At 56.5% G+C, this 26089-nt stretch carries 17 protein-coding genes and 1 pseudogene; 7 read left to right on the forward strand and 11 right to left on the reverse strand.

What is annotated here, in order from left to right:
- The first annotated feature begins 410 nt into the window (after nucleotides 1–410).
- Complete coding sequence (locus NBH13_RS08505) at nucleotides 411–1745, forward strand: chloride channel protein (RefSeq protein ID WP_284703052.1); 1335 nt, start codon at nucleotides 411–413, stop codon at nucleotides 1743–1745.
- Nucleotides 1746–1849: 104 nt separating this feature from the next.
- Here the strand turns inward: NBH13_RS08505 and NBH13_RS08510 are convergent.
- Both NBH13_RS08510 and NBH13_RS08515 read right to left on the reverse strand, forming a co-directional pair.
- Nucleotides 1850–3195 (reverse strand): annotated as a pseudogene (locus tag NBH13_RS08510) (sensor histidine kinase).
- A 104-nt stretch (nucleotides 3196–3299) separates the two neighbouring features.
- Nucleotides 3300–4016, reverse strand: coding sequence for a LytR/AlgR family response regulator transcription factor (locus NBH13_RS08515; protein ID WP_180753713.1), 717 nt, complete (start codon nucleotides 4014–4016; stop codon nucleotides 3300–3302).
- 319 nt (nucleotides 4017–4335) lie between these two features.
- On the opposite strand from NBH13_RS08515, the gene NBH13_RS08520 reads away from it, so the two are divergent.
- On the forward strand, nucleotides 4336–5463 hold the full coding sequence (locus NBH13_RS08520) for an ABC transporter ATP-binding protein (protein ID WP_004220968.1): 1128 nt from the start codon (nucleotides 4336–4338) through the stop codon (nucleotides 5461–5463).
- A 383-nt stretch (nucleotides 5464–5846) separates the two neighbouring features.
- Nucleotides 5847–7256, forward strand: coding sequence for a DUF4032 domain-containing protein (locus tag NBH13_RS08525; protein ID WP_250779572.1), 1410 nt, complete (start codon nucleotides 5847–5849; stop codon nucleotides 7254–7256).
- 220 nt (nucleotides 7257–7476) lie between these two features.
- Here the strand turns inward: NBH13_RS08525 and rlmB are convergent, their stop codons facing one another.
- A complete protein-coding gene (gene rlmB, locus NBH13_RS08530) occupies nucleotides 7477–8478 on the reverse strand; it encodes a 23S rRNA (guanosine(2251)-2'-O)-methyltransferase RlmB (RefSeq protein ID WP_099571454.1) in 1002 nt (333 codons plus the stop codon).
- Between the two features lie 67 nt (nucleotides 8479–8545).
- Here rlmB and NBH13_RS08535 point away from each other — a divergent pair, with 67 nt between their 5' ends.
- On the forward strand, nucleotides 8546–9826 hold the full coding sequence (locus tag NBH13_RS08535; protein ID WP_250779573.1) for an MDR family MFS transporter: 1281 nt from the start codon (nucleotides 8546–8548) through the stop codon (nucleotides 9824–9826).
- 134 nt (nucleotides 9827–9960) lie between these two features.
- Here the strand turns inward: NBH13_RS08535 and NBH13_RS08700 are convergent, their stop codons facing one another.
- The 4 genes from NBH13_RS08700 to NBH13_RS08545 all read right to left on the reverse strand — a co-directional run bounded on the left by NBH13_RS08700 (nucleotide 9961) and on the right by NBH13_RS08545 (nucleotide 13608).
- The gene (locus NBH13_RS08700) at nucleotides 9961–10083 is read right to left on the reverse strand and encodes a hypothetical protein (protein ID WP_267471485.1); all 123 of its coding nucleotides are present in this window, start codon (nucleotides 10081–10083) and stop codon (nucleotides 9961–9963) included.
- A gap of 397 nt (nucleotides 10084–10480) precedes the next feature.
- A complete protein-coding gene (locus NBH13_RS08540) occupies nucleotides 10481–11959 on the reverse strand; it encodes an ATP-binding protein (protein ID WP_250779574.1) in 1479 nt (492 codons plus the stop codon).
- 314 nt (nucleotides 11960–12273) lie between these two features.
- Nucleotides 12274–12396, reverse strand: coding sequence for a hypothetical protein (locus NBH13_RS08705; RefSeq protein ID WP_267471485.1), 123 nt, complete (start codon nucleotides 12394–12396; stop codon nucleotides 12274–12276).
- Nucleotides 12397–12717: 321 nt separating this feature from the next.
- On the reverse strand, nucleotides 12718–13608 hold the full coding sequence (locus NBH13_RS08545) for an HdeD family acid-resistance protein (RefSeq protein ID WP_250779575.1): 891 nt from the start codon (nucleotides 13606–13608) through the stop codon (nucleotides 12718–12720).
- A gap of 574 nt (nucleotides 13609–14182) precedes the next feature.
- On the opposite strand from NBH13_RS08545, the gene NBH13_RS08550 reads away from it, so the two are divergent.
- A complete protein-coding gene (locus tag NBH13_RS08550) occupies nucleotides 14183–17188 on the forward strand; it encodes a cation-translocating P-type ATPase (RefSeq protein WP_250779576.1) in 3006 nt (1001 codons plus the stop codon).
- A 287-nt stretch (nucleotides 17189–17475) separates the two neighbouring features.
- Here NBH13_RS08550 and dcd read toward each other — a convergent pair whose 3' ends face one another.
- From dcd to NBH13_RS08565, 3 genes are all read right to left on the reverse strand, one after another.
- The gene (gene dcd, locus NBH13_RS08555) at nucleotides 17476–18057 is read right to left on the reverse strand and encodes a dCTP deaminase (protein WP_055063865.1); all 582 of its coding nucleotides are present in this window, start codon (nucleotides 18055–18057) and stop codon (nucleotides 17476–17478) included.
- Between the two features lie 233 nt (nucleotides 18058–18290).
- Nucleotides 18291–19094, reverse strand: a complete 804-nt coding sequence (locus NBH13_RS08560) for an alpha/beta hydrolase (protein ID WP_144171032.1) — start codon at nucleotides 19092–19094, stop codon at nucleotides 18291–18293.
- 521 nt (nucleotides 19095–19615) lie between these two features.
- Nucleotides 19616–21688: a cation:proton antiporter gene (locus tag NBH13_RS08565; protein ID WP_250779577.1), complete on the reverse strand. Its 2073-nt coding sequence runs from the start codon at nucleotides 21686–21688 to the stop codon at nucleotides 19616–19618.
- Nucleotides 21689–21795: 107 nt separating this feature from the next.
- On the opposite strand from NBH13_RS08565, the gene NBH13_RS08570 reads away from it, so the two are divergent.
- A complete protein-coding gene (locus NBH13_RS08570; protein WP_003835363.1) occupies nucleotides 21796–22245 on the forward strand; it encodes a nucleoside deaminase in 450 nt (149 codons plus the stop codon).
- 234 nt (nucleotides 22246–22479) lie between these two features.
- A complete protein-coding gene (locus tag NBH13_RS08575; protein ID WP_099571448.1) occupies nucleotides 22480–24792 on the forward strand; it encodes an alpha-galactosidase in 2313 nt (770 codons plus the stop codon).
- 75 nt (nucleotides 24793–24867) lie between these two features.
- On the opposite strand, the gene NBH13_RS08580 is transcribed toward NBH13_RS08575, so the two are convergent.
- Nucleotides 24868–26070: an ROK family protein gene (locus NBH13_RS08580; protein ID WP_250779578.1), complete on the reverse strand. Its 1203-nt coding sequence runs from the start codon at nucleotides 26068–26070 to the stop codon at nucleotides 24868–24870.
- Nucleotides 26071–26089: the final 19 nt, after the last annotated feature.

The following is a 26089-nucleotide window of genomic DNA, read 5'->3' on the forward strand; positions in this document are numbered from 1 at the left end:
CTTTCCTGCAGTTTCTTGTGATTTCTCAATATCGAAATGCAATCGTCAGCAGTGTTGCCGACGTAAAATCGAAAACGAGATTGGCGTAAAATCAAAAGTGCGGAATGATGAGTGATTTAAAAATGGCGGAATATCGTCCTCGCATTGCAGACCGGTGACTGGAAAAACTGTTGCGCGCTTTTGGTGCCGTTGAGATTGTAGGTCTCCACCTGATTGACGATTTAAAAGGATGAGAACCTTCTCTTCATGCAAAATCTCGAGTTTGCACGAAGCTGAAACGCTATTTCGTGGATACTTCACTGCCGATCGCCACGCTCGGGGCGTAACAAACGAACGTTGCGGCAGGTGGGACAATTGGGGGTGGATTGAACGAAGGAGACGGTGTGCAAGGAGTGCGGCAGGTGCGGGAATTGCGGGAATCGCAAAAAACACGGGAATCGCAGGAGTCGCAGAATTCTCAAGGAACGCAGCCAAAGATCGGCAGAATTCCGGCGCTGATTGCGGCGGTGGTAATTGTGGGAGTGGCCATTGGTGCGGCCGCCGGTCTGCTGACGTTGATGCTGTACGGCGTCGAGCATCTTGCGCTTGGCTATGTTGAGAATTCGCAGGAATCCGGCCCGTTCAACGTTCCTGTGATTCGTCGACTGATTTCCGTGACCGCGGGTGCGGCCATCGCGGCCGTGATTTGGTGGCTGTTGCGTACGCGCAGTACGAAAGTACCGTCCGTTAAAAAGGCGGTAAATGGCGATATTATGCCGATTTGGCAGACCGTCGTGCATGTGCTGCTGCAGATTTTCATTGTCGGTACGGGCATGTCGATCGGTCGAGAAGTGGCGCCGCGCGAGTTGGGTGCGATGTTCGGCCAACGGTTCGCGCGTTGGGCGCATCTTGATGCGAAAGACACCCGTATGCTGGTGGCAATCACGGCTGCGGCTGGCCTTGCGGGCGTGTATAACGCGCCGCTTGCGGGCACGTTTTTCGCGGTCGAGATTCTGCTCGCCGATATAACTCTCGAAACGGTGACATTCGCATTCGCCTGTTCCGCGCTGGCTTCGTGGGTGGCGTCGCTGGTCAAGGGCACGCATACGTTCTATTTGATCGGTGAAACCGACGGTTTGTTTACTCCCGATTACATGGCGTTCGCACTGGTTGCCGGCATGATTTTTGGCGCTGCCGGCGCGCTGTTCCGTCGTGGCTCGCAGTGGGCTGAGAAATCCAAGCCGTCGGGCGTTGGCATTCTGTGGATGCTGCCGCTCGCTGGCTTGCTGACCGGTGTGGTGGCGATTTGGGCGCCGCAGGTCATGGGTAACGGTCGTGCCACGGCACAGTTGAGCTTCTCCAGTAATGCCGATTTGGCCGTCATTCCGATTCTGCTGCTGTCTTTTGGTGCCAAAGCGATCGTCACATTGCTGACGATTCGTTCCGGCGCCTCTGGCGGCGTACTGCAACCGGGTATCGCATTGGGTGCTTCCGGCGGTGCGATGCTTGGCATTCTATGGATGCAGATATTCCACACGAACTCAATCGGCATGTATGCGCTGCTGGGCGCGTGCGCATTGCTGGCGGCCTCCCAGCAGGCTCCGCTTATGGCGATTTGTTTGGTGATGGAACTTGCGGATGCTCCGATTAATCTGTTTGTGCCCATTGGCTTCGCGGTTGCGGTCAGTGCGTTCGTCGCAAGCCGTTTGGGCGGACCGCTTGCTGCTGTTCATCTATCGAAAAGTGCGAAAAAAGAGGCTAATTAAGAAGAATGCGCATGTAAGGGTGCATTAGACGATAGGCTAGGGGGTTGGTGTACGGGTGGCCGGTGTTGCGCACCCGATAATGAAGATGACTCAGGCGCGGTTTTTCATATGGCCATAAGACCGGTTTTCTTCGGAATGAGCGCGGTCAGCACGAACCAGTGGTCTTCGGTGCGAATCGTCACTTCGCCGCCATACTGTTGCGCGATATGACGAATTGACTTCACGCCGAAACCGTGCCGGTGCGCTGGTCGTCGCGCTTGGTGGTGCGCAAATTGCCTTCCGCATCTTTCTTCAGCCGGGAATCGTAATAATTTTCCACACGGATGACAATAAAGTGATTTTGCTCGTATAACGCAAGTTTGATTAGTCGCTGTTCGCATTTCGGCAGTTTTGACGTCGCTTCGATCGCATTGTCGAGCGCGTTGCCGAACAACGATGCGATATCCATTGACGACATGCCGCTTAACAGCGATCCGTCCGCGACCGCGGTGAACGTGATTCCGCGATCAGCGCAGGCGCGCTCTTTCGTGGTCAGAATAACGTCAAGCACGGGATTTCCCGTATGTTGCTGCGCGCTGTAGCGCTGCACGGATTGTTCCAATTGCTCGAAGCCGGCTGCGGCATGCTTTGGATCGACTTCGGCACGCAATGCGGTGATCTGATGCTTCAGATCGTGCGCAAGGCGGCCCAACGATTCGATGTTTTCCTTCGATTGAAGATATTCCTGATGCTGGCTTTCCAGTTGCGCGTTGATCGACGCGAGTTCCGTGTTCGCTTCGATGCGACGCGCCTGCTCCTGTTGCGCGTACAGAATCGCGAAACCGCAGAAATCAACCAGCGTGCGAATGTAGAAGATCTCCTGGCCGACCGAACCGGAAAACGGCGTGTTCGTCGATACGAAACTCAAATTGCTCATGGCGAATGTGACGATCATGATGGCCATCGTCGCAATCGCGGCAGAAGCGGTCGGCAACGTCGGCGCGGTCTGGCTGAAATTGCCGCGTTCAACCAGCCAAGCCAAACTGAAGCACAATGCGTACGTAACGACCAGCAGCACGATTGCAGGCCAATCGTAATCGGCGAAACCATCGCGCATGCCAATGAACGTAACGATCTGCCAATGCAGCGACGCTACCAATTCGGCCAGTACGAACGCGCGTGCCGTAATATACAGGCCTTCGCGTTTGCCGGTGCCCGCGCCAAGCAGAATCGTCGCATACATGCAGGCGAATGCGAGCAGCATGCCGATAATCCAGAACCAGATCGGCATACTGCCGTCAAAATACTGCACTGCAGTCAGCAGCAGCAGTCCGGCCGCGCTGACGATGATCGACCGCTGGAGTGGAACGCGCCGATACAGCACTGCGATATACACCATGCAGGCAGCCCATTCGCAGATCGCTGTATATGAACGAGGAATGTCGGGCAGGGCGTTGGTGATCGGCGTCATCGACGGCACCGAAAGCACGGTTATCGTGGTCGAAGGTGTTGTAGGGAGTATGCTCGCCAATCCTGCAGCCAATCCGGCCAGCATATTCGGCAATACCGCGCCGATCACCTGCCACCCCCCATATAGTCGGTCAGTGCGGTCAGGAACGCCTTCTTGCGTGGGCGGCTCACGCGCAGCTGCTCACCGTTCGACATCACGCAATCTTGGTCGGCAACGCCCGTCACATGCTTGAGGTTCACCAGATAGCAGGAGTTCGAGCGGAAGAAATGATGGTCGGTAAGCTTGGCTTCCATGTCTTTGAGCGTGCCATTGATCGACAGTTTGCCTTCCAGCGTGTGGATGACGATGGTGTGCCGAATCGATTCAAGATACAGAATGTCGGCAAGATTCAGGCGCATCTGCCCGTTGCCGGTTTCGATGAGCATGGAATCATCGCCATTGCGTCGCACCATGTCGATCGACTTTTTGAGCTCCTGCGAAAACGCGAACCATGGTAGAGGTTTAAGCAAGTACGACAACGCACGCACCTCATACCCGCTGATCGCATACTGCGGTGCAGCGGTGATGAACACGATCACGACTTTGTCATCGCGCTCGCGGATGCGTCTCGCGGCGGCCATACCGTCCATTTCGCTCATCTCGATGTCGAGCAGTAAAATATCGTAAACGGGGGTATATTTTTCTACGATTCGCGCACCGTCGTCGAATACGGAAACGGTAAATTGCTCGCCATTTTCCTGTTGATATCGGTTGAGATAGTCGAGTACCAGCTGGCAGCTTGCGGGATCATCCTCGACCACGCCGATTCGAATATTGCGCAATTGCAACCTCCCTGTTCTGTCTTTCGCTCCGCACCATTGTCTTGCATGATGGCGATAAATGCGTGTATTTACTACGCTGTTAGCCCCCTTTTGCCAGCGGAGACAAACAGCACGACTCGCGACACGCATTGACAGTTTTAGCGTTGTATGTATCATGGAACGTGGCTCAACGAAGAGAACCTTCGCTAAACCAAAGAAATAAATTAACGCTTTGAATTGTGGCTTTGTCGAAGTTGTAAGCCGCAAGGCGAGGCACCGAAAGAAATCCCTTTACAACGGATCGTGAGGCACGTACCTGCCTCTGAAAGGATGACAAATCATGGCAGAAGTCGTATTCGACCATGTTACTCGTATCTACCCGGGCAACGATAAGCCGTCGGTGGATGATTTGAATATGGACATCAAGGACGGCGAGTTCCTGGTGCTGGTTGGCCCGTCTGGCTGCGGCAAGTCCACTACTCTGCGTATGCTCGCTGGCCTTGAAGAGGTCAACAAGGGCCGCATCCTCATCGGTGGCAAGGACGTCACCACGATGCAGCCGAAGGACCGCGACATCGCAATGGTGTTCCAGAACTACGCTCTGTATCCGCACATGACCGTGGCCGACAACATGGGCTTCGCTCTGAAGATCGCCGGCACCCCGAAGGAAGAGATTCGCAAGCGCGTCGAGAAGGCCGCTGAGATCCTCGACCTGACCGAGTACCTTGATCGTAAGCCGAAGGCTCTGTCCGGTGGCCAGCGTCAGCGTGTGGCTATGGGTCGTGCAATCGTCCGTGAGCCGAAGGTCTTCCTCATGGATGAGCCTCTGTCCAACCTCGATGCCAAGCTCCGCGTGCAGACCCGTACCCAGATCGCTGCTCTGCAGCGCCAGCTGGGCGTCACCACCCTGTACGTGACCCACGATCAGACCGAAGCTCTGACCATGGGTGACCGCATCGCCGTTATCAAGCTCGGTGTCCTGCAGCAGGTCGGCGCCCCGACCGAGCTGTACGATCGTCCGGCCAACGTCTTCGTCGCTGGCTTCATCGGCTCCCCGTCGATGAACATCAACACCCACCCGGTGGTCAACGGCAAGGCAAAGATCGGCGAAGACACCGTGGATCTGCCGGCTGAGGCTGTCAACAAGCTCACCGCTGAAGACAACAACCAGATCGTCGTCGGCTTCCGTCCGGAAGACGCTTCCCTGGCCGCCCCGGATGACGCCAACGCCTTCTCCCTCAAGGTCATGAACGTTGAGGATCTGGGCTCCGATGGCTACATCTACGGCAACATCATCACCGATGGCTCCGCTGCTGAGGCATCCACCATGATGTCCGATCAGAACAAGCTCACCACGATCCGCGTGAACCCGCGTGCTCTCCCGAAGGTCGGCGATACCGTCAAGATCAAGATCGACCCGTCCAAGATGCACCTGTTCGCTCCGTCGACCGAGCTGCGCCTGAACTGAGCTGATACCGAGTAACCAACCGTTGGCTGTTTCTTCAGGGGGATATCTTTTGCGGAAATCGGCTGGCGGGTGGCTGAATAAAAACTTGGCGGAAGCGCGAACTTCCGTCAACCATTAAACGAGACGTACTCTTCCTCTCTTACCGTCTCGTTGGAGAAGCCCCGCGTTGGTGCGGGGCTTCTTTTGTTGTATCTGCAATAGTGAAATTTGTTTTCCTGTAGTGAGATTCTATTATTGAGATTGCAATGGTGAGATCTCAAATGAAATGCGACATTGGAATTTCAATGATGATCATCGCATATCGATGAATGAAATATCGGCAGGTGAAACGGATTCGTCCATATTCGCTTCTTCGGGTAGGTCAACAGGTAAATTGTTGATTTATGGAATCTCTTGAATTGCCACAGATGGATCCCCGTGTGCTGAAAGCAACTTCCGTGCAGGCCGGAGATCCGGCCGCACAATCTCCGGAGCCGCAGGCGCTGAAAATCACCGCCGCAAGCTCGAATCCGAAGATGTTCACCCTGCCGTGGGAAAAGCCGCTGGCTACTTGGCCGGAAGACCTGCTGGCCAATCTTCCGCGTGGTATTTCCAGGCACGTGGTGCGTTTCGTGCACGTGGGTGACGAAGTGTACGCTATGAAGGAAATCACGCGCAATGTGGCGGAACGAGAATACGAGCTGCTGCGTCGCCTGCAGAAGCTGGAACTGCCGACCGTGCAGCCGATCGCCGTGGTCACGGGCCGTCATAGCCGTGAAGGCGAGCCGCTGGAAGCGATTCTTGTTACCAAGCATTTGAAGTTCTCACTGCCGTATCGTGCGCTGTTCGCGCGTAATCTGCGCCCTGATACCGCGGAACGACTGATTGACGCACTGGCTGTACTGATGGTGCGCTTGCATTTGGCCGGCTTCTATTGGGGCGATGTGTCGCTGTCGAACGTGTTGTTCCTGCGTGATGCCTACGCGTTCTCCGCATTTTTGGTTGATGCGGAAACCGGTGATCTGCAGATTAATCTGACGGAAGGCCAGCGCGAGTACGATGTTGATTTGGCTCGTACGAACATTATTGGCGAATTGATGGATCTTTCGTCCGGTTCGCTGCTGCCGAGCGGTGTTGATGAGATTGAGATCGGCAACCGTTTGGTGGATCGTTATCATTCGCTGTGGAGCGCGCTGACTGATACCGACAAGTTCGGTCCGGATGAGATGTGGAAGATTGAGAAGCGCGTTAACAAGCTAAATGAGCTTGGTTTTGATGTGGATGAGCTGGAAATGAAGACCGCTGAGGATGGCAAGCGTGTGCTGGTGCGTCCGCGTGTGGTCGATGCCGGTTATGCGAATCGTAAGCTGCTGCGTTTGACTGGTCTTGATGTGCAGGAGAATCAGGCTCGTCGACTTCTCAACGATTTGGACGCCTACCGTGCTTCCACATGGCGTGATGGTGAGGATCTTGAGATTGTTGCCACCGATTGGATGCGTGAAGTGTTCGAGCCGACCGTGCGCATGATTCCGCGCGAATACCGTTCGCAGATCGAACCGGCGCAGTTCTTCCATGAGGTGCTTGACCACCGTTGGTTCCTGGCCGAGAAGGCGGGTCATGATGTGCCGATGGCCGAGGCTGTGCAAAGCTATGTGGAGAAGGTGCTTCCGCAGTACAAGCTCACCACGAAGGATGTGGACGCGTTGAACGCCGAAGCCGATTCCGGTGTGATCGACGACGAATACACCTACGACGATCCCGACGACGGCTACAACCCCGACGACGATCCCGACGCAGCTGTATGGGCACATTGATAGAAAAAGCTCCAGTGGAGCTTTTTCCAATGTGCCCTGAGACGAGGCGATGGCGGGGGAGTGGGTCTGCGGTAAGCCCAGAATCAATCCAAGTACAGACTTGCATAACAAATGAGCGGATAATCCGTATGGACTATCCGCTCATAATCATTTCAGACGTGCTGCTTTGCCGTGTTTGCTTCCGCAGTTTCGCTGTGCTTGCTGTTGCTTTGCGCGTTGTCTACTTCGCGTCGGCTGCGGCACCGGCTTCGCGGCGGGCACGTACGACGGAATACAGCGTGATGCCTGCTGCGACGGAAGCGTTCAGTGACTCGACCATGTTCGACATTGGAATGCCTGCGATGGAATCGCATGCCTCGCGTACGAGACGGCTCAAGCCGTTGCCTTCGGAACCGAGCACTACGACCAGCGGGTCGGTTTCGAAACCGGTTTCGCCAACGAGGGCGTCACCGCCACCGTCGAGGCCGACGCTGTAGTATCCGCGTTCCTTCAGGCTTTCAATGGCTTTGGTGAGATTTACCACGCGGGCGACCGGCATGTGTGCGGCTGCGCCTGCGGACACCTTCCATGCGGCTGCGGTGACTGAAGCGGAGCGACGTTCCGGCAGAATCACGCCGTTGGCGCCGAATGCGGCTGCGGAACGGATGACCGCACCCAGATTCTGCGGATCGGTGACGCCATCAAGCGCGATGAACAGCGGACGTGCCGCAATGCGTGCGCTTGCGGAGTTGGCCGCTTCCATGGCGCGGGACTTCTTGTCGGCGCGTTCCACCAGCTCGGCGAGTGAGGAATACTGGAACGGCTGCGCCTTCATCACCACGCCCTGATGGTTGGAGGAGCGTGCGATGCGATCCATTTCCAAACGGTCGGCTTCCATAAGGTTCAGTCCATGAATGCCGGCGAGGCGAATGATTTCGCGCGTGCGGTCGTCGTGCTCGATGCGCGCGGCCACATACAGCGTGCTTGCGGGCACACCACAGCGCAGCGCCTCGAGCACGGCATTGCGGCCGATGACGAGATCATCGGATTCCGAGCTGAACTTTGCCGCGCGACGGCGTGCTGCCAGCCGCGGATCCGCCATCTTACGGCGATTGGTAGCCTGCTTTTCCTTGTAAGCCTTGTGATACACCCGGTCTTCGGCCTTGGGAGTTGGTCCCTTGCCCCTCAGCGAGTTACGATGCTTTCCACCCGACCCCTTGGTCGGTCCTTTTTTCATTGCCATAACTGCCTATTGTCCCAGCACCCCGGGAAAAACGGCTGCTTCGCTCCTAACCGATATGATGGATGGAATGGAGAAAAGAAGAGAGTTTTTTGGTTTGCCCGTCATGTTCTGGGGTTTGTGGGTCACGTTGCTCATCCTGTGGATGGGCCGTTTCGTCACATCGTTCCTTTCCATGTATCTTGTTTCCGACATGCATGTGAGCGCGGGCGTGGCCGGCACCATCGTGTCCATGTACGGTTTCGGTGGCATTTTCGGCTGCCTGTACGGTGGCGCGTTGTCTGACCGATTCGGGCGGCCTGCGATGATTGTCATCGGCAACTTGGGTTCCGCTGCGATGCTGGTTTTGCTGGCTTTTATCGGCGATCCTTGGATTATGGCGATTGCGTTGCTGATATACGGTGTGATTTCCTCCATGCCGACGCCCGCGGTCTCGGCGTACGTTTCCGACGTTGTCCCGTTCCGTAAGCAGAAGCGCGCGTATTCGTTGCAGACGTGGGCTGTGAATTTCGGTTTTGCGATCGGGCCGATCATCGCCAACCAGCTTGTCAAGATTTCCTATTCGCTGATGTTCTATGTGGAAGCGGCGGTGCTGGTGTTCGCCACGTTGCTGATGATGGTGTTCTTCAAGGAAGCTGGATTGGGTGTGCGCGTTACCGGACGGTTTGTGAAACGCGTCGTGAAACAACCTATGGAACGTTCTGAAACTTCACAAACTACCCAATCGCAGCAATTCTCCATATGGCGTAGCTATCGTCGCGCGTGCGCCGACAAAGCGCTCATGTCGATGGTGGTGCTGATGTTCCTGTACACGCTGGCGTATTACCAGATCGTCAGCGGCCTGCCGATCTCCATGACGCAGATTGGGCTCGGCACGGACGAATATTCCAGCCTGCTGACCATCAACGGTGGCATTCTGTGCTTGCTGCAGATTCCAGCGATCGCGTTGTTTCAGCGGATGAGCAACACCCGTGTGCTGGTGCTTGGCATGTCCATCACGGCGGTTGGTTACGCGTTCCAAATCGGCGCCGATTCGTGGGTGACATTTGCGATTGCGACCGTGTTGTGGACTCTCGGCGAGCTTGGCACGTTCCCGATTGCCGCCACGACGGTGGCGAACATCGCGCCAAAGGATGTGCGCGGCACGTATCAGGGCCTGTACAACCTGGTGTGGTCGCTGTCCAATGCGTTCTCGCCGCTTGTCGGAGGTTGGATTCTGAACGCGTTCGGCAGCCACGTGCTGTGGACCTGCTGCACGGTGATGTTCGTGATTGTGGCGATTGGTTTCTATGTGACACGCGGTCCCCGTGAACGTGCCGCAGCCCGTAATCTCGCTGCTGAGGAGGTGTAGCCGGCGTACGTGAAAAGCGGGAGGCCGCGATTCCGTTTGGAACCGCGGCCTCCCGCTATGTGTTTTAAGGATTGGAAAGAAGCGGAGCGGGGTGCTGCCGCGCCTGCGCCTTGCCTTCTGTCTAGGAAGCGGTCTTACTTGTTGAGGACCTTCTTCATCAGGTCGGCGGAGGCCTTGGCGAGAGCGAACTGGCCGAAGCCCGGGTCGATGGAGGCGAGGTCGGAGTTGATGATCTGATCAAAAGTGTTGTTCTTCATGATGTTTCCTTTCGGACGGCCGCCTGGTCTCTTTTGTCTTCCGTCTTCTTCACGTTGCGCGGTCGTCGCTGCTGTCTTTGTTCTCTTGTTCTTCGTTCTTCTGTTGTTTTTCTGTTGTGCCCTCACTATAGGCACGCCGGTATGCGTTTGTCATTCCGTAATCCTTATTTTTATTGTATGATCATCGGTCCATCTTGAAGAAAATGTAAATAATCTGCCTGCATAACGTTGCTTCCGATGGTTATTTGGGAGTGTTTCGGCTCGGAACGACTCGAATTGCCGCAGAACGAAACCGGTGACGTCAGTCTGTCCGCTTGTTGCGGCCAGCCTGCCGATGCTACCTGCATTGTGCGTTGGCCGGTTGCTGGTGGGGTTCGTACGAAGTTGGTGAGATGGGTTATTCCCCGGCCAGCCGATACCGCTGTTTTGGGCTGCGCGCCGGTTCCGTCGGCTCCACAATTTCGTTAGCGATCATGGTCCGCAGGTGAGTGGTGATGGTCGAACGGGATAGCCCCGATAGCTCAGACAGTTCCTTTGAAGTTGCGGAACTGCGCTTGCTCAGCAGTTCGATGATTGCTTCTTCTACGGATAGTGGGTTAGTATTGGTTTTCTCGCTTTTCGTCATTCTGCGTTTGTTGAAAGTCAATGAGAAAAAAGTCAACGTGTTAAGCGGTTTCGGTGGATTCATGAGCGCAGCTTGGAGCTGCTCTTCGATGACTTGGTAACCCGTTCCGCGATTCTCTACAACATACCCGCCACCGGGATATGGTGTGGTTTCCAGAATGTTGGAAAGGAATTGGTTTCTTGAAGAAGAGATGCCCACGGTGCCCAACGTGTCGATGGTTACGTTGCCGAACAATCCGCCGGGATTAAGGATTTCTAGCCGGTCGGCATATAGGTTCACCTGCACTTGTGATCCGCGGGCGTCTGGCGAGTAATCGCGGTGCATGAGTGCGTTGGCGATTGCCTCGCGAACCGCCTTACGCGGATAATCGGGCACATCCTGGCGAAATGCTCCCTCGATTACAGCTCCGGTACGCATGTTTTTGGTGACGGCATTCAATGCGTCTTCAATAATGAAAGGAATGGGGCCGATGATGGTCTGTGCGTCAAGGAATCTGCGGTTCTCGTCCACTATTTCGGCTTTGGTGATACCTGGGAAAGCGGTGAAAGTGATATTAAGCCTCGGGAAGAATTGCTGAGGGAATGATCCGAGTGCCAGCAGGCCGCCAAGCGTTGGCCGGATGGTTCCTTCATCGTCCTTTTTTGCGACGTGCATGCTGATGGTGATGTTTTCGTCACTGCGAGTGCCGAAAATACGTGGATGCAATTCACGTTGACGGTTGATGAATTGGGAAAGCAGATTGTGGTTCAGATCGTCTAGTGTGGCCTGCGCCACAATTTCGTCGTCGAATGTGGGCTGGCTGTGTTCTTCCATGAGGCGGTCGATTTCATATTGGGTGAGCTTGCGATCGCCGTCACCGGTGCGGATGTACGACCCTTGGTAGCGTCCTTTAGTGGTGATGTAGCACGGTCTGTCTTTGAGTGGCATTGCGGGGATGTGCGCCATGAGAACGTTGGTGCCTTCAAAGGGAATTACTTCCAGCGTCGGCCGTACGCGAGGCGTCATCTGCTCGCATTTGGCGCTCAGCGCTTCCTGTATGGCGCGCGCGTCGAAGGATTCCACCGGCGTGAACCCTTCCTTCTCGGATACGCCGAGAATGATGGTGCCTCCGTTACCGTTGGAAAAGGCGGACAGGGTATCGGTGATGCTTTCAGGTATTTTGTTACGTGCTTCCTTGACTTCGCAGGTTTGAGTATCGTTGCCGATTTGACGCATCTGTAAGATGAGATGTTTGAGTTCACTTGCGTTCATGACCGTCCCCCTGGCGCAAATCCATTTACTTGCAACAAGCTTAACATAACTTAACAGCAACTTCGCAGTTGTTAAGTTTGCTGTTAAGTTCGTGCGAAGTTAGGTGGAAAACGATGTATTGGCATGATTACGCGGAGCGAATGGTGAATATTGCCGGCAGGGCAGGTGCGTGTGTGTATGCGTGCGCGTGCGAAAAGCGGGAGGCCGCGATTCCGTTTGGAACCGCGGCCTCCCGCTATGTGATTTAAGGATTGGAAAGAAGCGGAGCGGGGTGCTGCCGCGCCTGCGCCTTGCCTCCTGTCTAGGAAGCGGTCTTACTTGTTGAGGACCTTCTTCATCAGGTCGGCGGAGGCCTTGGCGAGAGCGAACTGGCCGAAGCCCGGGTCGATGGAGGCGAGGTCGGAGTTGATGATCTGATCAAAAGTGTTGTTCTTCATGATGTTTCCTTTCACTTGGCTTGGCGGCGCGTTTTTTCTTCTTGTCATTCCTCTGGCCGCTGCCGTAAGTCTGTATTGTGTTTGCCTTTTTTCTTCGTTCTTCTGTTGTGCCTTCATTCTAAGTCGGTCAGGCCGCCAATGTCATGCGACGATCGTCACTTCTTTGGTATATTCATCGGTTAATCTTGAAGAAAAAGTAATAACTTGTGAAGGCGAACGCCCACAGACACGAAAAAGAAAGAAAAAAAGGGCACCGAGCTGTTGCTTGGTGCCCTTGGGAAAACAGAGATAATCAGACTTTACGGCCTGCGCCGTGAAAAATTACTTGCGCTTGGGCTTGCCGAACGTGAATGCGCGCACGATCGCGACGATGCCGATTGCCACAAGCGCGCATCCGCCGAACAGAATCAGCCAAGTCGTGGAGCTGATGGGGGAGAACAGCACGATGAAGCCGGCGACGATTGATAGCAGCGCGTAAATCACAGCCCATGCGGAGCTTGGCATGCGCCACGACTCCACGAGCGCCATCACACCTTCCAGCATCCAGCCGAGACCGACCACCATGGTAACGAGCACGGCGAGCGTGGCTCCGGAAAGCGCCGCGTTCTTCAGCATGGCCACACCGCCGACGGCCAGCATCAGACCGATTAGAATGTCAAGTACGCGCCATCCGCCCGGAAGCCCGAGTTCCACGATTGCGGTCACAATGCGGACCACGCCGGAAACCACGAAGTATGCGCCGAGTGCGATTGCGGCGACTTTCAGCGTGGCTCCTGGCCAGATCAGCAGTGCCAGGCCGAGGATGATGGCGGCGATGCCAAGTATTGCGTAGGTGCCGCGGATCGCGTTCTTCGCCTTCTTTGGCAGCCATTCCTCCGCAAGTTTGAACGGGCTGATCGGCTGCCAATTGTCGTTGCCGGTTCCTGGTTGGCTGTTCTGCTGTCCGTACGGTTGGCCGGTGGTGTAGCTCGCGTAGAAGAAGCCGTTCTGGTTCGGGTTTTGGTTGGCGTTGGGGCCGTCAAAGTAGCGTGGGGTCTGCGGCTCGCTCGGATACGGATTGCTCGAATTGTTGGGATTGCCGCTCTGCTGTTGGCCTTGCGATTGCTGATTTGGCGCGTATGCCCCGTATTCCGGCTGACCTTGCGGATGCTGTCCGTTGCTGCCGTTCGGATTCGGATTGTTCGCATACGGGTTGTTCATTGCGTCGCTCATGATGGCCCCTTTCCTTGAAGAGCTTGCTTCGTGACGTTCGGACGTGTGTGAATGTGTCCGCCTGCGCTCAAACGTTTCGGAAGCCCTACCCCCTCATTCTAGGCAATCTGTCTAATTTAAGCCATCAACAAAATCCTCCTCATCGTCCATTTTGATGGATGGGTCGCATGATTTGGCTGTCTTGCCACGCGATTTGAACAAATTGCCACACGATTTTGATCTGGTGACCTCACGATTTTTTCGATAAAGATGGTAGCGACGTTGCGGCCCATGTTGTCTTGTGATGGAACAATCGATTGGGTATGTGATTGAAGTGAGATTGCGAATTGTGTTTCACGACATGTTTCACGAATTTGCGAAATTTTGACAAAAGACGGTGTGTGGCACTCTTGCAAAATGGTCACGGTGTGCAATAATGGCAGGAATGCACCGATGGCGTACGCCCGGTGTCCGCAACCGCGCAGCATTGCCCAGCTCAGCGAGTGTTTGTGAAATCGCAATTTTCCGCGGTTTTCGCACTATCGCAACGGCAGGGGAGAGCTGACTACTCCGCGGCGCTCCCAAGGAGATCATCATGGTTGATCGCAAGGAAGATCAATCCACCCAATTCCGCGATACCAGTGCGGGCAATTTCGAACAAGCAACGAAAACCGTTACGCAAAAGCAAGTTGATCCGTCGCTCGCCGATGCGCAAACCGTAGCGCAATCGCTTGGCGTCGATTTGAATACCGGCCTGAGCCAAGCGGAAGCCAAGCGGCGACTCGACAAGTACGGACCGAATGAACTCGCGTCCGCACCACCGGTGCCGAAATGGAAGAAATTCCTCGAACAATTCAAAGACCCCCTTGTCTACCTGCTGTTGGCTGCAACCGGCATTTCGCTCGTCGCATGGTTCATCGAACGGGCCAACGCCGTACCGGGTGCGGAAGGCGGCGAAGCATTGCCGTTCGACGCCATCGTCATCGTGCTCATCCTCATCGTCAACGCGGTGCTCGGCTACATTCAGGAATCGAAGGCGGAAGCGGCCGTCGAAGCTCTTTCCAGCATGACCGCGCCGCAGACCAACGTGCTGCGTGACGGCCAAATCGCCCGCATCAACACGGTTGACGTGGTGCCCGGCGACATTATCGTGCTCGGTGAAGGCGACTCCGTTTCCGCGGACGGGCGTCTCTTCGCGGCCGCCAGCCTGCGCGTCGCGGAAGCCAGCCTTACCGGCGAAAGCGTGCCCGTCGGCAAAAAGACCGACACCCTCGCACAGGCGAAAGCTCTCGGCGACCGTGCCAACATGGTGTTCAACGGCACGTCCATAACGCAAGGCACCGGCCGAGCCATCGTAACCAGTACCGGCATGGGTACGCAGGTCGGCAAAATCGCGGATCTGCTACAAGCCACGGAAGACGACGAAACCCCGCTGCAAAAGGAAATGAACTACGTTTCCAAAATCCTCGGCACCGCGGTATGCATCATCGCGGTCGTGGTGCTGGTCGCGCTTGCGCTTACCGAAGGCTTCCACGACGTTCACGATGTGATCGATTCGCTGCTGTTGGCCGTTTCGTTGGCGGTCGCGGCCGTGCCGGAAGGTTTGGCTGCGATTCTTACGGTAGTGCTTGCACTCGGTGTGCAGCGCATGGCCATGCACAATGCGATCGTCAAGAAGCTGCATTCGGTGGAAACGCTCGGTTCCGCGTCGGTGATCTGCTCCGACAAAACCGGTACGCTCACCCGCAATGAGATGACCGTGGAACGTGTGGTCACGCCGAGTGGCGAAGTGCAGCTCACTGGCACCGGCTATGCGCCGGAAGGCCGCATGGTGGTCGATTCGCAGATCATGGAACATGCGCAAATACGCGAGATCATCGAATCGGAGGCCGTCGCAACCCTTGCCGTGGGTGCGCTGGCGAACGACGGCGAACTGCGCGAATCTGCTGCTTCTGCCGGAAATGCGGAAAACGTAACGTGGGAGGCAGTCGGCGACCCGACCGAAGTCTCACTCATCGTCGCAGCACAAAAAGTGAAAGCGAATCGCAAGTATGCCAACTACGGGCGCGTCGGCGAAATCCCGTTTACTTCCGAACGTAAGCGCATGTCCATCGTGGCGCAAGACAACGCCGACGCTGGCCGTCTGACCGTCTTCTCCAAGGGTGCCCCCGACGTGCTTCTTGGATATTGCAGCAGAATTGCGGTCGGCGGTGCCGTTCGTCCACTTACGGAAGGTGATCGTCAGCAGATTCTTGCGACTGTCGAACAGCTTTCTTCCGACGCGTACCGCACGTTGGGTCAGGCATACCGTCCGCTCGGTACCGCTTCGCTTGCACAAGTGCCAGGAGTCATGCTGAACTCCGCGGGTCATGTTGCCGATATTGCGGAACAAAGCGATGTGCTTGAGAATGATTTGATTTGGGTCGGCATGGTCGGCATCATCGATCCGCCGCGTACGGAAGTGCGTGATTCCGTGGCAGAAGCGCATCGCGCCGGCATCCGTACGGTAATGATTACCGGCGACCACCCGCTGACCGCAGCTCGCATCGCCACCGATTTGGGCATTATCGACAAGGGTGGCAAGGCCATGACCGGCAGTCAGCTTGACGAACTGCCCGACGAAGCGGCCTTCGACAAGGTGACCAGTGAAGTGTCCGTCTATGCGCGAGTCGCGCCGGAACACAAGCTGAAAATCGTCGAATCGTTGCAGAGGCAAGGGAATATCGTGGCCATGACCGGCGACGGCGTGAACGACGCTCCTGCCGTCAAAACCGCCGATATCGGCGTCGCCATGGGCATTACCGGCACTGAAGTAACCAAACAAAGCGCGAAAATGATTCTCGCCGACGACAACTTCAGCACCATCGTCGCAGCCGTGCGCGAAGGACGAGGCATTTTCGACAACATCCGCAAGTTCCTGCGCTACCTGCTGAGCTCCAATGTGGGCGAGGTGTTCACCGTGTTCGGCGGCGTGATGCTCGCCGGATTCCTCGGCATCACTCAGCCCGGCAGCCAAGGCGTGATCGTGCCGCTGCTCGCCACGCAGCTGCTGTGGATCAACCTGCTCACCGATGCTGCGCCCGCGCTCGCTATGGGCGTTGACCTGTCTACCGATGACGTGATGGCACGCAAACCGCGTAAACTCACGGATCGTGTGATCGACGCCGAAATGTGGGGCGACATCATTTTCATCGGTGTGATTATGGCAGCCGTCACCCTGATCGGCATGGACATGCATTTGGCCGGCGGCCTGTTCACCGACCGTTCCGTCGATGCGATCGGCCACGATGCGCAAATGACCGAAGCGCGCACCATGGGCTTCACGATTCTCGTGTTTGCCCAGATGCTGAACGCGCTCGCCTCTCGTTCGCACCTGCAGTCGGCGTTCGTCGGCCTGTTCTCCAACAAGTGGCTATGGGGCGCGATCGCACTGAGCGCGGTATTGCAGCTGGGGGTGATTTACATTCCGTTCCTCAACACCGCTTTTGGGACGGTACCGCTCAGCGCCGGCGCATGGGTCGAATGCTTGGGTCTTGCCATGATCGTGCTCATCGCCTCCGAACTGCGCAAATGCGTCCTTCGCGCCATGCACAAGCGCTAAAGGGCACTAGTCATAAGCCATAAACAGCGAGCGGGGCCATTCCTAATCGAGAATAGCCCCGCTCGCTGTACTCCACGCGCCGTGCGATGTTTATCGCAGACGCATTCGTCGTTTTATGCGTTTCAATCACGCCGTCTGCAGTTGGCGCTTCCCATACTTGCGACGTGCGGCTTCGGCGGTGACGCCAAGCGCACGACCGATGGTGTTCCATGACTGGCCGTGTTTGCGGCTGACTGCAACGGTATTGTCTATTCCGCGTTCAGCAATCCGTGCTGAATATTCGGTAATCAGTCGGCGATGTCGGCTTTGTAGAAGTTCACGTAGGAACGGCTCGGCGTCGGACCGCGCTGACCCTGATAATGCGAGCCGGTGCCTTGCGAACCGTACGGATGTTCTGCGGGGGAGCTGAGCTGGAAAAAGCACATCTGACCGATCTTCATGCCCGGCCACAACTTCACCGGCAACGTCGACACATTCGACAATTCCAACGTGATATGACCCTCGAAACCAGGGTCGATGAAGCCTGCGGTGGAATGCGTGAGAATACCCAAGCGGCCCAGCGAGCTCTTGCCCTCCAGGCGGGCGGCAATCGTCGGATCAAGCTTCACATACTCCCACGTGGATCCCAACGCGAACTCGCCCGGATGCAGAATCCACGGTTCGCCCGGAGCCACCTCGAACTGCTCGGTCAGCTCGCCCTGATTCTCAGCCGGATCGACATACGTGTACGCATGATTGTTGAACAGGCGGAAGAAACGGTCCAAACGCACGTCAATGGAAGCAGGCTGCACCATTTCCGGGGTCCACGGATCGAGTGAAATATGACCTTCGGCCTGCGCGGCGAGAATGTCGCGATCGGACAGCAGCATCGAAACTCCTTATTGCCAGGCACGCGAATGTGCCGATATGGCGCTCGCCAACATTCGAACGTTCGCATGGTTGAGCGTGCGAATGCCGGCAATTGCGAAATGATTATTAGCTGGCTCTAGTCTAACGCGGTATCGCTATATCGTGGCTTATATCGGGTTGTAACGATTGCCGTGTGCTTGGTACGCAAAATCCGGTGCATCGGATTTTCTACGGGATTCTTCTGCAGGATTTCTTACAGGATTCCCGGCGCGATATCATGTGCTGCAAGCCAGTCGCGCAAATCGCTGAATTCGTTGAGGCTAACCGCATGATCGAGCCCACGGTAGCTTTTCGACGTGAGGAACGTATGCTCGTCCAGCCAGGCGGCAGTCGCGAAAAGCTCCGGCATCGGAATCACGGTATCGTTCTTGCCATAACCGTAGAACACAGGAATATTCAACTCCGCGACATAACTGTCGGCAGGCGCGCTGCCGGCGACGATTCCCGGAGCGAGGAAGCCGGAAAGTGAGATTGATGCGGCGTACCGTTCCGGATGGACGCGCAGCAATTGAATCGCCAGCAAACCACCCTGCGAAAAACCGATCGGCACCACAGCGCGATCTTCGGAAACATTGCGCGCAACCCAATCGTCAATGGCTTGGGCGGCAGCATAAGCGTCGCGATCCAAATCTTCGCCGGAAGGCACGCAATCATGGAACCACGAATACGCGCCCTGACCGAAACCGAATTCACCGGAACCAGCCTCCTGCAGCACGAGCGGCGCGCGCAACGACGCGAAATCGTTGTAGGGAGCTACGTAACGCATCATGTCGGCCAAATCAGCCTCATTGGAACCCCAGCCGTGCAGGCAGAGGAACAGCGGGCGTCGTGGAGCCGCATTGCCACCCCCGCGCGAATACTGCACGTGCGTGACCTGCAGCGGCTCGCCGAACCGCCCCGGAACCACCTGCGATTCGCGCCCGATCAGACCGGTCGGGGTGTTCGGATCGCTGGAGTCGTGGGAATCGCTGGTTTCGTGCTCGCGTATTTCACTCATGCCTCCAATATACCCGTTTCAGCGGGGCAATCCTCACAGTCACTGGAAGGATTGGGACGCTGAGCGGCTTGTAAGCGGGATGATTGTTCTAGTGGGTGGAGGTTTTGGGACGCTGGGCGACTTGCCAGCGGGCAGATTGTTCCACTGACTGGAGGAATCCACCCCGCTGAAGGCAAAAAGAAACCCCGGTGGAGAGAAGACCACCGGGGAGAGAAAGGAGAGAGAAGAAGAAAGGGTTCAATTGTCGGGAACTGCTGTGGGTTCCTGGTCGGCTCTTTTGCTGACATCTCCTATATAAGCAGACGATGCTGAGTACATGTCTGGTGTTTTCTGGGAACTTTCTGAGAATTTCAATTCCCCATGTTTTGGATTGTGGAATAGCCTTCAGTTTGCCACGTTATACGCGTGTTCCGTTTCCGCAATTGTCTCGTTCTCCACGTCCACACAGCTCGTCCGCAAACAAACCTACGGCAGACCGCCGGCTCACGCCAGCTTGCTAACCCCATCAGATCAGCTGGATGCTAGATCTGCGCGTCGGCGTCCACACTCATCACATACACGTTGCGTCGCAGCTGCTTGGACTGCGCGCGCGTAATGTCGCCCGCTTCGTACATATCCTGAATCACGCCCAATTCGATACCGTAGCTTTCGCGCTTCACGTCTTCCGCCTGCGCCTGCGCCTCCGCGCTCGTGCCCACATTCGGGCGCGCCCTCAGCGTAGCCTCGCCTCGTCGATAATCCAGCAGCAGTGCCGAGCAATGTTCCGTGTTGTACGTGTCGCGGCCCATCTCCTCATACAGGCGGTCGATCACATGTTCGATGGCATCCACCTGCACCACGCGGACGTGCGCGAACAGCTCATCGTCGCTGAACAGCGGGGTAGTGCGGCGAATGCGGCTGTTCACACGCTTCACCACCGTGCCCAAGCGTCTCTGCAACGCCCTGAAACGGCCTTTGACCCGCCAAATGGTACGTCCGGAATTATGTTCCGTTTCGATATGGCGCAGCGAGCTCATGATTTGGTCGAGCAGGCGCTCGCATGCTTCGATTTCCAAATCGTGCGCTGCCTTGTCGTCGCTTGGCGTCGCCTTGACTTTCGCCAGTCGCGTCTTGACGTATTCCTTCTCCCAGTTGAGCGCGTTGATCTGCAGTTGCATATACCCTTGCGGGTCGATTTCTCCGATGCGCTGCTTCAGTCGCGTAATACGTTTCGTATACGAGTCGATGATCATCAGTACCGCGCGACGATTGTCGGGTGTGACTCGTCCCGTCAGTTCCTCCACGGTCCGTCGCAGCACTTCGATGGTGATTTCGGTCATTTCCACGGAAGTGTCTTTATTGCGATTCGGCGCCAGCAGAGGCAGCAGGAAGTTGGCGAGCAGCAAGGTTACGACGATCACGCCACCTGCGATGAAGATCAGCTCGTCACGCATGGGGAACCACGCGCCTCCCGTAATGGTGTACGGGATCGTGAACATCAACGACAGGGTGATGGTGCCTTTCGGCCCGCCGAACGTCATGACCGCGGCCGAACGCCAACGTTGCGCCGTCATCTTGCGTCGCTTACCGGTGACGGTATCTCGTGCGAGACGCAGCATCAACGAAATCCACAGAAATCGCATGACGATCACCACTGCGGAAACCGTAAGAATCGCAACCAGCAGCCGCCAATTGCTGACCTGAGGATCATCCCAGCTTGCGCTCATCGCATTCGGCAGCAGCATGCCAAGCAGAATGAACACCGTGCCGTTGAGCGTAAACGAGAATACCCCCCATACGCTTGACGAAACAATGTTAGTGCGAGCAACATTCGGGCCGATGCCGGTTCGGTCGAAACGGATGATCAAACCGGCCGTCACTACCGAAAGAATGCCGGAAACATGCACTGCTTCCGCACCCAAATACAGAATGAACGGCAGGAACAATTCCATCAAAATACGGCTTGTGGTCGTCTCCCAACCGAAAGATCGCAACGATTCAAATAACAGGTCGGCGATCATGCCTACTGCCAAGCCGAAAATAGCGCCGCCGAAGAACGAGAACACGAACTGTATGGCAGAATCGCCCACTTCGAATACGCCGCTGATGGCCGCTGCAATCGCAAACTGGAAGCCGACGATGCCGGACGCGTCGTTGAACAGGGATTCACCCTTGAGCACGCTGGTTTGCCGTTGCGTAAGAGCGGCTTCCTTGCCAAGCGAAGATACGGCGACCGCGTCGGTCGGCCCAAGTGCTGCGCCGAGCGCCAAAGCCGCGGCAAGGGGAATTGCGGGCCATACGGCATGCAGTGCGAAGCCAACGGCAACCATCGTGGCGATCGCTAATCCAATTGCCAATGAAAGCGACAATTTAACGGATTTCAACAGCTCATTTTTGTCGATCTCATGCGCTTCCAAATACAGCAGTGGCGCAATGAACAGCACCATAAACAGTTCCGGGTCGAGCGTGACGTTCGGGAAAAACGGCAATTGCGATGCCAACGCACCCAACGCGATCTGTACAAGAGGCGTGGAAACCTTGGGAATGAAACGGCTGATAAAGGAAGACAGCACAACCGCGGCGATAATACATACAATCAATTCGAATACCGCCAACGTGCCTCCTTTGCGCGCATTTTCCAAACTCTTCCAGCCTACCAAGAGGTATTTATGGGTGTGTTTCGCCTTTTGCTTCACGTGAATGGAACCGTATAGTGGCGGATATGCAGTGGAGTGACGACATGGGACTTGCGATTGAGTTGGCTCGTGAAGCCGCAGCGGAGGGTGAGGTGCCGGTCGGTGCCGTCGTGCTTGACGCTGGGGGAGCGGTGATTGGTCGGGGGCGTAATCTGCGTGAGGCGCATGCCGATCCGTTGGCGCACGCCGAGGTCAAGGCCATGACGCAGGCCGCTCGGTCGCTTGGTACGTGGAATCTTGCCGATTGCACGTTGATTGTTACCTTGGAGCCGTGCCCGATGTGCGCCGGCGCGTGTCTGCAAACGCATGTCGGACGAATCGTGTTCGGCGCGTGGGATGCCAAGTTGGGTGCATGCGGTTCGATTTGGGACATTCCGCGTGACCCTCACGTCGGCCATGTTCCGGAAGTCGTCGGTGGTGTGTGCGAAATGGAATGCGCACGATTAATGACTGATTTTTTTGCTGGAAAACGGTAACTCGATTTTGCAGTCGCAAGAAAAACGTAAGAAATATTGAAATACCAAGTAAATCTCGGTAAAGATGATTGCTGACTGCGCAGTAACGTTCACGAAGAAGATTGCGGTGATTTGACGGTCGCAAGAAATACTTTCCGAAAGAAAGAAACACGCTCGACGACGTCAACAAATAAAGCTTGACATATCATCGAAGGTGACAATACAAGGCAATCGCAATATGTAAAGGATGCTGCAATGACGCTCATTCAGACCTTCCATGGCAACGCTACCAACGGTACCGAACTCACTGCGGTCTACGCCGAACAGCCAGCCGCGAACGTGGCGTTCGCACTCGTATTCCCCGGTAATGATCTGCCGCGACTTGTGCACTGGGGCCGTCCGCTCGCAGCCCCGGCAACCGTGATCGACATGTTCGACGCGCAAATGCCACAGCGCGTTTCCGGCGCGCTCGACTACACCCCATGGCCGAGCGTACTGCCCACGCAATCCGAATCCTGGATTGGCGCAACCCGCTTCGACGTGCGCCGCGACGGCGTGGAACTGTTCTGCAAGTTCGCAGTCAGCAACATCACCGCCGAAACCGTGGCAGCTGGCAAAACCTACGTCATGGGTGAAAAAGACGGATACCCGAGCTGGAGCGTGGCCGACGAACCCAAGCAGACCCCAACTGTTACCGTCACCGCAGAAGACGTGGAACAGCATGTGAAACTCATCTGGACCTGCGAACTCGACGAAACCGGCCTCATCCGCCAGAACGCCGAAGTCGTGAACACCGGCGAAGGCCAGCTCGAAGTCGGCAAGATCGAACTCGCATTCACCGTGCCGGCCGACGCCAACGAAATCCTCACCACCACCGGCCACCATCTGCGCGAACGCTCCCCACAGCGTCAAGACTTCACCCTCGGCCGCTTCGCCAAAGCATCCATGGCCGGACGCCCAGACTTCGATGCCACCCTGCTGCTCAGCGTCGGCGAAAAAGGCTTCGGCTTCACGCACGGCAACGTCTACTCCGCACACGTGGCCTGGAGCGGCAACAGCGTGCTTTCCGCGGAACGCCTGCCCTATACCAGCGGCGTGATTGGCGGCGGCGAAGTGCTGTTCGGCGGTGAAATCAGCCTCGCCAACGGAGAGTCCTACACCACCCCATGGCTCATCGGCTCCTATGGCGAAGGCCTCAACGAAGTCGCAGCCCGCTTCCACGGCTACATTCGCCGCGTGCACCGCGACTGGCTCGTTGAACACAACATCGCACCCAAGCCACGCCCGGTCATTCTCAACACGTGGGAAGCCGTCTACTTCAACCATGATTACGACACCCTCACCGCACTCGCCGACAAGGCTGTGGAAAGTGGCGTGGAACGTTTCGTGGTGGATGACGGCTGGTTCGGCTCCCGCCGCGACGACACCTCCGGCCTTGGCGACTGGCAGGTCTCGCAAGACGTGTGGCCCGACGGCGACAAGTCACTCAAGGCACTCGCCGATTATGTGCACGGCAAGGGACTCGAATTCGGCCTGTGGTTCGAGCCGGAAATGGTCAACCCGGATTCCGACCTGTTCCGCGCGCATCCCGACTGGGTGTTGAAGCCCACTGAAGGCCGTCTGCCAATGCAGGGACGTACCCAGCAGGTTGTGGACCTGACCAATCCGGACGCCTACGACTACATTTACGACGCAATGGACAAGCTCGTTGGTGAACTCGGCATCGACTACATCAAGTGGGATCACAACAAGCTCGTCACCGAAGCCGTCTCTCCGCGCACCGGACGCCCGGCAGTGCACCAGCAGACGCTCGCCGTATATCGCATTTTCACCGATCTGAAGGCCGCACATCCGGGACTTGAAATCGAAAGCTGCTCTTCCGGCGGCGGCCGCGTGGACCTCGGCATTCTCGAAGTAGCCGACCGCATTTGGGGATCCGACTGCGTCGATCCGGTGGAACGCGCCGACATCCAGCGCTACACCTCGCTGCTCGTGCCTCCGGAAATGATCGGCGAACACGTGGGCGCATCACCGGCACACTCCACGCACCGCGCAACCACGCAGGAACTGCGCATGGCCATGGCCTTCTTCGGACACATGGGCATCGAATGGAACCTGCTCAAGGAACCACAGGAAGACATCGACAAGCTCGCCGAATGGGTCGCCGAATTCAAGAAGCATCGCGAATGGTTCGCCGTCGACACAGTCGTGCATTCCGACGCCGCCGATCCGGCAGTGCGCTTGGATGGTGTGGTCATGCCCAACAAGGCGGCCGCCATCTACCGTTTCACCCAGCTCACCACTTCGCAGACCTACCCGGCCTCGCCGGTACGCCTGCCCGGCCTCGACCCCGACAAGGTGTATGAGGTGTCTCCGCTCGACGTGAGCCTCGACCTTGCCAAGCAAGACATCACCAACGGACAGAGCCCGCTCGGCTGGTGGAAGGTCGAAGGTGTGAAGATGACCGGACGTGCGCTCGCCACGTACGGCATCCGCCCGCCGGCATTGCATCCGGCGCAAGCAGTCCTTTTCAAGGCCGTGCTTGCGCCCGTCGAGAGCGCTGAATAAGCCGTAATCGCATAACAAAAATCCTCCCTGAACAAAAGGGAGGATTTTTGCATTAAAAAACAATCAAGTAATCAATCAGCCAACATATTGCCGAATCGCCTGCGCTGCGGCAGCCTTGGCCCACAATGCCCAATCATGGTCGGGAATTTCAAAATCCACTGGTGCGGCCTGGCTATGCCGATACATGTTGATGCCGTTGCGCAAGTCGTCAATGCCGAATTTCGCGATGAACGACGATTCTCCAGCGATCATGATTTTGTCTGGCATGGCAAGATTGGCTATGGTCGCCACCATGGTGCCGAGACGGAAGCAGGTGCGGTTCACCAGATTCGTCGCCTGCGGTTTGTTCGTGCGTGCGTCACGTGCGAAATCGTCGAATGATGCGGGATGTCCGATAATCTGCGAATATTCCGCCGCGATTGAGTTGTCGGACAGGCATTGCGCGCATCCCTTGTGTCCGGAAACACAACGCGGTCCATCCGGATCGACCAGAATATGCCCGACCAAACCGTAACTTTTATCCGGACAGCTCACCAGCTCGCCGTTGACCGTCAACGAATAGCCGACGCCTGCGCCGAACGTCAGTACCGCGAAGCTACCCAATCCAACGCCGGACCCAAACATGCAGGCATCAACGACCAACGAATCGATATCGTTGTAAATGCCCGTCGGCAATCCAGTAGCCTCGCGAACCATAGCGGAGAGCTCCACGGGCTGAGACCAGTGCATGAACGGTGCGAACGTCACTACGGCATTGTCGACGATATGCCCGCCCAGTGAGATTCCCACGGCGCACGGTTTCGGCCATCCCGCCATCTCCGCCTCGTCGGAACAGTCGATCGTTAGTTGTTTGATCAGCGCGACCACGGCTTGCGGCGACGTGTCTTCGATTTCCAAATCGTGGCATCCGGTGATAATCTGCCCGATTGCGTTGACCGCAACCGCCGAAATATGCGTCGCATTGATTTTCATACCGACGAAAGATCGCGCGTTCTCGATTATTCGCAATCCCGTTTGCGGGCGGCCGCGACGTTCCGCATTTTCTTTCTGAACGAAACCTTTCGGCAGTTTACCGGCCTTGCCGGACGGCATCGGCGTCTCCTCGATCACGCCAGCATAAATCAGATCGCTGGTAATACGAGAAACCGCGCCCTGCGAAAGTCCTAAAATCTGCGCCAAAGTAATACGCGAAATCGGACCGTATTTCATGACGCAAACCGCGACTTTATGGGTATATTCCGAGCCTTCAAACCACTGTGGCAGAGGTGAAACCGCCATCTGCACCATCCTTCGTACT

Source organism: Bifidobacterium intestinale (genome assembly GCF_023656765.1).
GTDB classification, from domain to species: domain Bacteria; phylum Actinomycetota; class Actinomycetes; order Actinomycetales; family Bifidobacteriaceae; genus Bifidobacterium; species Bifidobacterium hominis.